Source organism: Cognatishimia sp. (assembly GCF_964229375.1).
Taxonomy (GTDB): Bacteria; Pseudomonadota; Alphaproteobacteria; order Rhodobacterales; family Rhodobacteraceae; genus Cognatishimia.
This window is the reverse complement of record NZ_CAXREH010000174.1, coordinates 1-9,015: the sequence shown is the minus strand read 5'-3', so window position 1 is coordinate 9,015 and position 9,015 is coordinate 1. Positions and strand designations below refer to the sequence as shown.

10 protein-coding genes and 1 tRNA gene are annotated in these 9,015 nt (G+C 56.9%); 5 read left to right on the top strand and 6 right to left on the bottom strand.

Annotated features, from left to right (window positions below; genetic code table 11):
• On the bottom strand, positions 1–876 hold an 876-nt coding region (gene purB / locus ACEQWH_RS12845), incomplete at its 3' end, for an adenylosuccinate lyase (RefSeq protein WP_370231484.1).
• 78 nt (positions 877–954) lie between these two features.
• Between purB and ACEQWH_RS12840 the strand changes: the two genes are divergently transcribed.
• Positions 955–1,287, top strand: coding sequence for a hypothetical protein (locus ACEQWH_RS12840; protein WP_370231482.1), 333 nt, complete (start codon positions 955–957; stop codon positions 1,285–1,287).
• Positions 1,288–1,302: 15 nt separating this feature from the next.
• Here the strand turns inward: ACEQWH_RS12840 and ACEQWH_RS12835 are convergent, their stop codons facing one another.
• From ACEQWH_RS12835 to dddP, 3 genes are all read right to left on the bottom strand, one after another.
• Positions 1,303–2,292, bottom strand: a complete 990-nt coding sequence (locus ACEQWH_RS12835) for an NADPH:quinone reductase (RefSeq protein WP_370231481.1) — start codon at positions 2,290–2,292, stop codon at positions 1,303–1,305.
• A 134-nt stretch (positions 2,293–2,426) separates the two neighbouring features.
• Positions 2,427–3,644 carry an alpha/beta fold hydrolase gene (locus tag ACEQWH_RS12830; RefSeq protein ID WP_370231479.1) on the bottom strand — a complete coding sequence of 406 codons (1,218 nt, stop codon included), beginning with the start codon at positions 3,642–3,644 and terminating at the stop codon, positions 2,427–2,429.
• Between the two features lie 208 nt (positions 3,645–3,852).
• On the bottom strand, positions 3,853–5,193 hold the full coding sequence (gene dddP / locus ACEQWH_RS12825) for a dimethylsulfonioproprionate lyase DddP (RefSeq protein ID WP_370231477.1): 1,341 nt from the start codon (positions 5,191–5,193) through the stop codon (positions 3,853–3,855).
• Positions 5,194–5,354: 161 nt separating this feature from the next.
• Between dddP and ACEQWH_RS12820 the strand changes: the two genes are divergently transcribed.
• On the top strand, positions 5,355–6,080 hold the full coding sequence (locus ACEQWH_RS12820) for a DUF3445 domain-containing protein (protein WP_370231475.1): 726 nt from the start codon (positions 5,355–5,357) through the stop codon (positions 6,078–6,080).
• Positions 6,081–6,152: 72 nt separating this feature from the next.
• Here ACEQWH_RS12820 and glnA read toward each other — a convergent pair whose 3' ends face one another.
• Positions 6,153–7,559 carry a type I glutamate--ammonia ligase gene (gene glnA / locus ACEQWH_RS12815; RefSeq protein WP_370231473.1) on the bottom strand — a complete coding sequence of 469 codons (1,407 nt, stop codon included), beginning with the start codon at positions 7,557–7,559 and terminating at the stop codon, positions 6,153–6,155.
• Positions 7,560–7,595: 36 nt separating this feature from the next.
• A complete protein-coding gene (locus ACEQWH_RS12810; protein ID WP_209356060.1) occupies positions 7,596–7,934 on the bottom strand; it encodes a P-II family nitrogen regulator in 339 nt (112 codons plus the stop codon).
• A gap of 302 nt (positions 7,935–8,236) precedes the next feature.
• Here ACEQWH_RS12810 and ACEQWH_RS12805 point away from each other — a divergent pair.
• From ACEQWH_RS12805 to ACEQWH_RS12795, 3 genes are all read left to right on the top strand, one after another.
• Positions 8,237–8,321 (top strand) — tRNA-Leu (locus ACEQWH_RS12805).
• A 113-nt stretch (positions 8,322–8,434) separates the two neighbouring features.
• Complete coding sequence (locus tag ACEQWH_RS12800) at positions 8,435–8,707, top strand: hypothetical protein (RefSeq protein ID WP_370231471.1); 273 nt, start codon at positions 8,435–8,437, stop codon at positions 8,705–8,707.
• Positions 8,707–9,015: hypothetical protein (locus ACEQWH_RS12795; protein WP_372521403.1), on the top strand; the 309-nt coding region annotated here is incomplete at its 3' end. The genes ACEQWH_RS12800 and ACEQWH_RS12795, both read left to right, overlap by 1 nt.

Sequence of the window (9,015 nt, the reverse complement as noted above, 5' to 3'; positions counted from 1 at the left end):
GATCACGGTCATACGAACAAGGCGGGCCAGACCGGTCAGGTTTTCGGTCAGAACTGGGTTTTTCTTGTGCGGCATCGCGGACGAGCCTTTTTGACCCATCGAGAAGAATTCCGCACCTTCAAGAACCTCGGTCCGCTGCATATGGCGGATTTCGATCGCGACGTTTTCGATCGACGATGCGATCACACCCAGCACGGCAAAGAACATGGCGTGACGGTCGCGCGGGATAACTTGGGTCGAGATCGGCTCAGGCTTCAGGCCCAGTTTCTCGCAGACGTGCTCTTCGACCGCAGGATCGATGTTCGCGAATGTCCCAACCGCACCCGAGATCGCACCGGTGGCGATTTCTTCGCGGGCGGCTTTCAGACGGTCGAGGTTGCGGTCCATCTCTGCGTAGAAGCGCGCGAACGTCAGACCCATCGTGGTCGGTTCTGCGTGGATGCCGTGCGAGCGACCAACGCGGACCGTATCTTTGTGTTCCAGCGCGCGTTTTTTCAGCGCAGCAAGCAGGCCGTGCATGTCGTCAATCAGGATATCCGCAGCGCGCACCAGCTGAACGTTCAGACAAGTGTCCAGCACGTCAGACGAGGTCATGCCCTGATGTACAAACCGTGCTTCTTCCGAGCCGACATGTTCTGCAAGGTGGGTCAGAAAGGCGATGACGTCGTGTTTGGTGACGGCTTCGATTTCGTCGATCCGGGCGACGTCAAACTCGACATCCTTGGCTTTCCACACCGCCTCGGCGTTCTCGCGCGGGATCACACCCAAATCCGCTTGCGCATCGCAGGCATGCGCTTCAATCTCGTACCAGATGCGGAACTTCGTTTCCGGAGACCAGATGGCCACCATTTCGGGGCGGGAATAGCGTGGGATCATGTCACAGCCTTGTGTCTTTGGGGAAGTTGCGGGCGGTATAGACTGGGTTCACGCAATGGACAAGTGAAGGAGCGGAAAATGTGGCGCAAAGCCCTTGTTTTACTGGTATTGGCCGCACCTGCGATGGCCGAAGACTGGGTTCCGCTGACAGGCAGCGAAATCCAGGCGGCTTTGACAGGCAAGAAATTGCAATATGACGGCGCGTGGCAGGACTTCAGGGCCTCGGGGCGCACGCTGTATAATGCGGGGCGTGACAGCTGGGGATACTGGGCCATTCGCGACGACCAATATTGCAGCCAGTGGCCGCCACAGGCGCTGTGGGATTGCTATGATGTGGCCGCGAAAGGCGATCAGATCCGCTTTATTGGCGCATTCAATGACGTGAGTGACGGCACATTCGTCACAGAGTAGCCGACGCGCATTGGGTCAGATCCTGAGCAACACGGATCCAGCCCGTGCGCCGCTGGCCACGAGGTCATGAGCCTTGGCGCAGTCCTGCAAATCCAGCGTTTCTGCAATGCGCAGGTCGAGTGCGTTTTGCTCTAGCAGCTGTGTTAGGTTCGCGATGGCCGCCTGACGCTCGGGGGTTTTCAAAAGATAGACAAGCACCAGATCCAGCGTGACCGCTTTGAACATTAAGGGATAGAACGGCAGGCTGGGCACCATGTCTTTGGCCGATCCAAAGGCCGCGATCGTGCCGCATTCCGCGATGACGGTGGTGTTGGTTTCGGCGTTCATGCCAAATTCAACTTCGACGATGCGGTCCACCAGCCTGCCACCCGTGGCGTCCAGGATCTGCGCGGCAAGATCCGCGCTGGTATAGTCAAACACATGATCCGCGCCCGCCGCACGTGCTGCAGCAAGACCTGCTTCGCCCCGCGCTGTGGCCAGAACCTGTGCGCCCGAGGCTTTGGCGATTTGCACAGCCAGATGCCCAACGGTGCCTGCGCCGCCGCTGACCAACACGATCTGATCGGTCACAGGCCCACCGGCCAGAACCGCATGGGTCGCTGTAAGCCCGGGAATGCCCAGAATGGCGCCTTGATCGAAACTTACAGTGTCAGGCAGTGTCACCGCCTGCTGCGCGGGCAGGGCGATATAGTCGGCGGCAGTGCCAAACGCGCGCTGCCATTGGCTATTCCACAGCCACACACGTTCACCAATGCGGCTTGCGTCAACGCCTTGGCCTACGGCCTCGATGACGCCTGCGCCATCGCTGTGAGGGATAATGGTGGGAAAGGGCGGTTTGGTGACACCGGGGCGTCCGCCTGCGCGCGCTTTGACATCAGATGGGTTCACACCCGAGGTCGCCACCCTAACCAAAACCTCGCCGGCCTCAGGTGTCGGGGTCGGGACGTCGATCAATTTCAAAACGTCGGCCGCCTGACCGAAGGACGTGTAAGTAATGGCCCGCATGGTGTTTCCTCTGTGGTTCGCGCCGCGCAAGAAAAACAAGGCGCTATAAACATTTAGACGGCGCGTACCCTGTTCATGGGCACGCACCGTCCTGAATGTACCTCACGTTGAGGGCAACGCAAGCCGCAGGTGGTTTACTCTGGGGCCAGCTCGGTCAGAACCTGGCTGGATTTCTCGAGGGTGCGGTGCACGGGGCATTTGTCGGCAATCTCGAGCAACCGCGAACGTTCCTGATCGCTGAGGTTGCCTTCCAGATGGATGACCCGCTTAAAGCTGTCGATCTTGTCACCAGATCCGGTCGAGGCGTCCTGAGCGTGCACTTTGTTGTGGCTGACGTCGACCCAGACGTGATCCAGCGCCCAGCCTTTGCGCCGTGCGTACATGCGGATCGTCATAGAGGTACAGGCGCCAAGGCCAGAGGCCATAAACCCGTAAGGTGTCATGCCTTTGTTGGTGCCGCCATAGGCCAAAGGTTCATCCGCAAGCGTGTGATGGAAAGGGCCAGAGTTCACATCCTGCAAAAAGCCCTCAGAGTCGGCCTCTGACACCCGCACGACGCCTTCTGGCGCTCCAATTGGAGGCGCAGGTGGCGTCAGGTCCAGATAGCGCGCGGCCCAGGCTGAAATCACCTCGGCGGCGTATTCCGCGTCCTGACCAGCGCTGATCAGGTGATCGGCATCATCCAGCGTCACAAAGCTTTTGGGATGACGCGCCGCCATAAAGATTTCAGATGCGTTTTCGATCCCGACGATATCATCCAGCGGCGCGTGCATGACCAAGAGCGCTTTTTTCATCTCGGCGATGAAGGGCTTGAGGTTCTGCGCCTCGACATCCTGAACAAAGCTGTCGCGGATCTTGAACGGACGCCCACCAAGGCTGACCTGCGCCTCGCCAGTGCTTGTGATTTCCTCCAGCGCACCGCCAAAGTTATGGGTCACATGCGCAGGATCAAAGGGCGCACCCAGAGTTACGACCGCCTTAACGCTGTCAATCTCACCCGCCGCACGTAGCACCGCAGCGCCGCCCAAGGAATGCCCGATCAGCAGGCTGGGGCCGATGCCGCGACAGTCCAGATAGGCTGCAGCGGCCTGCAAGTCCTCGACATTGCTGGAAAAATGCGTGTTGGCGAATTCACCTTCGGAATGACCCAATCCGGTAAAATCAAATCGCAGCACCGCGACGCCCATCGCGGCCAGTCGCCCAGCAATCCGACGCGCGGCCGGAATGTCTTTGGAGCAGGTGAAGCAATGGGCGAACAAGGCGGTCGCCAGATGAGGCCCCTCGGGCAGGTCCAGACGCGCCGCCAGCTTTTCGCCGCTGTGGCCGGTAAATGAGATGCGTTCGCTTGGCATAAGTGCAGATCCTTGGCTGTTGGCGTCTAATTTGGGGCATTGCGCCGCGCGCGCCAAGGTCTGGAACGGTCGCGTCACGGAATGGTGACCTATAGAGATCGAACCGCGCCAGCGTGAAACATTTAGGGGAGTGTGGGACGGGTTGCGCCTTTGGCGAAAAAGCCAGCCCCGCAGCCGCGAATGTGCGCAGCTGCGGGTTTGTTTGTGTTTAAACCTCGCCCATCAACGCTGGGTCGAAGGGGTATTTGGTCAGGTTTTCATAGCCGTCTTCGGTGATCAGAACCTGATCTTCCAGTTTGATCGAGAAGTTGCCGCCTTCTGGGCTGACCAGCGCTTCGACGCAGAGGGTCATGCCTGCTTCTAGCTCATAGTCAAAGGCACCCTCGTGCGTGTTGTCGGGATAGTCGACATGCGGCCACTCATCACACAGACCGACGCCGTGCATCATGCAGCTGTACTTCTGTTTCTGGAAATTCGCATCCAATTTGTGGCCATTCAAGGTCAGGTCACGAATCGCAACGCCCGGTTTCAGCATCTCCATATTGTGGCGGATGTGTTCCACCCCGTGCTGCATCGCATAGACCATATCTGCCGGAGGCTTTTCGTCGCCGATCCACCAAGACCTTGAGATATCTACGCAAATTCCGTAAGCGCCGACCAGATCCGTGTCAAAGCTGACGATCTCGTTGTTGCTGATAAGCCGGGGGCCGCATTCCTGGAACCATGGGTTCGTGCGCGGGCCAGAGGCCAGCAGACGGGTTTCGATCCATTCGCCGCCGCGTTCGATGTTGGCTTTGTGCAGGATCGCCCAAACGTCGTCTTCGGACACACCACCACGCGGGATGGCTTCGCGGGCGAAATCTTCCATGGCCTGCACCGAGGCTTCGCACGCGACAGACGCACAACGCATCGCAAGAATCTCGTCAGGCCCTTTGACGGCGCGGCATTTTTCGGTGAGCTCTTCGCCGGGGAAGACTTCGAGGCCGGCCCCTTCGAGGGCGCGCAGGCCGTCAATCATGATCTTGTCGACAGCCAGCCGTTTGTTGCCAGGCGCGTGTTCATTCAGCAGGTCAATCACTTCGCGGGTGAAGTTCGCCGCAGCTTCGGTGATCTTGTCGCCAACAGAGAAATAGAACATCGACGCGCCAGAGCGTTGTTCGCGGACCAAGGGGTTGAATTCGCTTAGGAAAGGAGAATTCTTGTAGTCCCACATCACCATGTACCCGTCAGCGCAGATCAATGTCGCGCGGAAGGGGTTGTGTGTGTTCCACAGCTGCATGTTGGTGCTGTCTGTCGCATAGCGGATGTTTAGCGGATCAAACACCAGCAGGCCCGCATAGTCGCGATCCTGAATGAATTTTGTCAGACGGTTCAGACGAAACTCGCGCATCCGCGGCAGATCAGGGAGGGCCAGGCCAGCTGTTTCCCATTCGCGGAAGGCAAGTTGGGTCGGTCCAATTTCGATACGATCATTGTCGTTTGGGGTGTTGTCCCCAAGCATGGATCCCTTGGAAGGGTCAATTTTGCGTCGGTCGCGGGAATAATTCATCTGGCTTTCCTCCTGTCGGTAGAATGACTGGGGGCAGATGCACGTGTCAGGTCCGAAACCGACGTTTTCGACCAAGTTGAACGGCGCTTTTGGGAAATTGGCTTCTCTTTTGAGTGAATTTGCGTGAAGTTTCCGAGAATTTTCTGAGTGGAAAGAAATCTATGGCGGACATTCTGCAACAGGCGATTCCTTATGATGTGACGGCGCCGAAACCCCTGCCGGGGGTGGCACCTTTAGGCGGAGAGAGCTGGCTGCATCTGGATGAGGCGTATCGCGGGCAGCTTGCGCGTAAGGCCGCGTTGCTTGCAACACGGCGGGCGGATGTCTTGGCACTGGATGCTGCGGCCTCGGATGCTGCGTGTGAACTGCTAGAGATGACGGTGGCAGAACTGGTTGAAAAACATGGGTTTTCAAGCCATGCGGGGCAGGTTGCGGCGTGCGATGGGCATCAGGTTGCGCTGGATTTTTCGGACCCGCTGGCGACGTTGTCACGCTTGGTGCAAGAGGACGTCTGCATCCTGCAAAAGCGCGGGGACGAACATGTTCTGACGGGCGCGCTTCTGTGCTTTCCCGCAAGTTGGACGCTGGCTGAGAAGTTCATGCAGCCTTTGGTGCGTATTCACCGCCCCGTTGACAGCTATGATGCGAATGTCGCAAAGCGGGTGCAGCGTCTGTTTGATGGGGTGCGCGTCGGGCGCCCGGTATGGCGGTTCAACGCGCTGCGCTATGCGGATGCCGAGCTGTACCATCCCAAGACGGAAAACGCGCCGCGTGAGGTTGAGGATATCGAAGAACGGTATCTGCGCAGTGAAAAACAGATCATCATGCGGTTGCCAAAAACGCAGGCGGTGGTGTTTGTCATTCACACGTATATCGTCGCGTTGTAACGACCACCCGCCGCATTCAGGCACAAAAAAAGGCGCCCGTTTGAGCGCCTTTTTCCATTCTTTTACAAGCTATTAGCAGCTGTAGTACATGCCGAATTCAACTGGGTGAGGCGTGTGCTCATAGTGCTCGACTTCTTCCATTTTCAGCTCGATGTAGCCTTCGATCTGATCTTTGGTGAAGACGTCGCCCGCCAGCAGGAAGTCCATGTCTGCTTGCAGCTCGTCCAGAGCTTCGCGCAGGGAACCACATACGGTCGGGATGTCCGCCAGCTCTTCTGCAGGCAGGTCATAGAGGTTCTTGTCCATCGCCTCGCCTGGGTCGATCTTGTTCTTGATGCCGTCAAGACCAGCCATCAGCAGTGCTGCGAAGCACAGGTATGGGTTGGAAGATGGATCAGGGAAACGAGCTTCGACGCGCTTGGCTTTCGGAGATTCGGTCCATGGGATACGAACACAGCCAGAGCGGTTACGTGCAGAGTATGCGCGCAGAACTGGAGCTTCAAAGCCTGGGATCAGACGCTTGTAGGAGTTCGTGGATGGGTTGGTGAAGGCGTTCAGCGCTTTCGCGTGCTTCAGAACACCACCGATGAAGTACAGAGCTTCTTGGGACAGATCAGCGTATTTATCGCCCGCGAACAGTGGCTTGCCGTCTTTCCAGATGGACATGTTCACGTGCATACCTGTGCCGTTATCGCCATAGATTGGCTTAGGCATGAAGGTTGCGGATTTGCCGTAAGACTGTGCCACGTTGTGGATCACATACTTGTACTTCTGCAGCTCGTCCGCTTGCTTGGTCAGGGAACCAAAGATCAGACCCAGCTCGTGCTGACAGGACGCAACCTCGTGGTGGTGCTTGTCCACTTTCATGCCCAGACGCTTCATGGTCGACAGCATCTCGGAGCGGATGTCTTGTGCGTCGTCGATTGGGTTCACAGGGAAGTAGCCGCCTTTGATACCTGGACGGTGGCCTGTGTTGCCCATTTCGTATTCGGTGTCTGTGTTCCAAGAGCCATCTTGAGCGTCTACTTCGTAGGACACTTTGTTGATGGTGTTGGAGAAACGCACGTCGTCAAACAGGAAGAATTCTGCTTCTGGACCCATGTAAGCAACGTCGCCGATGCCAGAGGATTTCAGATAGGCTTCTGCTTTCTGCGCGGTGCCACGTGGGTCACGCTCGTAAGCTTCGCCAGTGTCTGGCTCGACGATAGAGCAGTGGATGCAGATGGTTTTCTGTGCGTAGAACGGATCAACGTACGCAGATGTTGTGTCTGGCAGCAGTTTCATGTCGGAGTTTTCGATCGACTTCCAACCCGCGATGGAAGAGCCGTCAAACATGAAGCCTTCTTCCAGGAAGTCTTCGTCAACCAGGTCTACATCCACGGTGACGTGCTGCAGCTTGCCGCGTGTGTCGGTGAAGCGGATATCAACGTATTCCGCGTCTTCGTCTTTGATCAGCTTGAGGACTGCGTCTGCGCTCATGCTTCTGTTCCTTCTACTATATAGAGTTCGGAGTGTTTACAGGGCGTCCGCGCCGGATTCGCCGGTACGGATGCGGATGGCTTGTTCGACAGAGCTGACAAAGATTTTGCCATCCCCGATTTTATCGGTTTTCGCTGCGTCGACGATTGCTTCGATTGCTTGGTCCACCATATCGGCGTCCAGAACGACTTCGATTTTGACCTTTGGCAGGAAGTCCACGACGTATTCTGCGCCGCGATAGAGTTCGGTGTGACCTTTTTGGCGGCCGAAACCCTTAACCTCGATGACGGACAGACCTTGGACGCCAACGTCCTGAAGGGCTTCTTTTACTTCATCAAGTTTAAATGGCTTGATGATGGCTTCGATTTTTTTCATCTCGGAGTCTCCTCACCTGAGTTATGACGTGCTGATCCCATGTTCCTGAGAGAGCGACAATCGGATAGGTCGATTTGCACGGAAAGGCTAGGCCTAGAAAATGTCATGTGATTAAAAATTAGGCAACTAGGCGCGAAAAGCATCAAAATGAAAACTTTTGAAATTTCGTGCTGTTTGATGCTTGTGCAATCGTCGCTGAACGGGACTAAAATTACTCGACAAAAGATGCATTTTCCACTCGCATCCCAGATAGAGCTTTGCTAGAGACAGCCGAACTGGCGACAGCGATGTCCCAGCGATGTGCGGGTGTGGCGAAATTGGTAGACGCACCAGATTTAGGTTCTGGCGCCGCGCGGCGTGGGGGGTCAAGTCCCTCCACCCGCACCACTCACTTCAATCAGACAGTTACCAAAGTGTTGCGCCTTCGCGCGCAGTGTTTCTGTGCCGTGTAGGCGGTGTTTCTAGCCATTTGACCCTCAAACCACGTTGCGAGGACGAAGATGGACATTTTTGACGAGACACTTGGAGCAAGCCGGAGCCGTGCGGGAACCTTTGGCGACATGGTGGATGTCGTGCCCAATGACGCTCAGGATCTGCCGCAGCCTGCAGTGAAGCTATATGTCGAAACCGGAGGGGCCCTAGTGGTCATGCCGCTCAGCGGAACTTCGGAGGTCACTATGCAAGTGCCTGATTTTTCTGAACTAAGCCTGAACGTGCGACGTGTTTATGCGTCGGGGACTACGGCCGCTGGCATTAAGGCCTATGTGATCTGATGGCGGGGGTGGGTATCAGCATTCGACAGCACATCGGGCCCCTGGGGGCCATGGACGCTGTGCTGCCTGCGGGCATTCTGCCAATGTCACAAGCCACGCTGCAAGACATGAGCCATGTGACCTCGACCACGGGGGATGTCACATTTGGCAAGAGTGAAATCCACATGGGCCCCAACTCGCGCGTTACGATTGCGGGGAGTTTCTCGGGCAATTTATGGGTTCATTCGATTACCAAAGACGTCAGTGGAACCATGCGGGCGCGGTTTCTAAGCCCGACGTATCAGCCCGAAGGTATCCGGCAGCCGGAT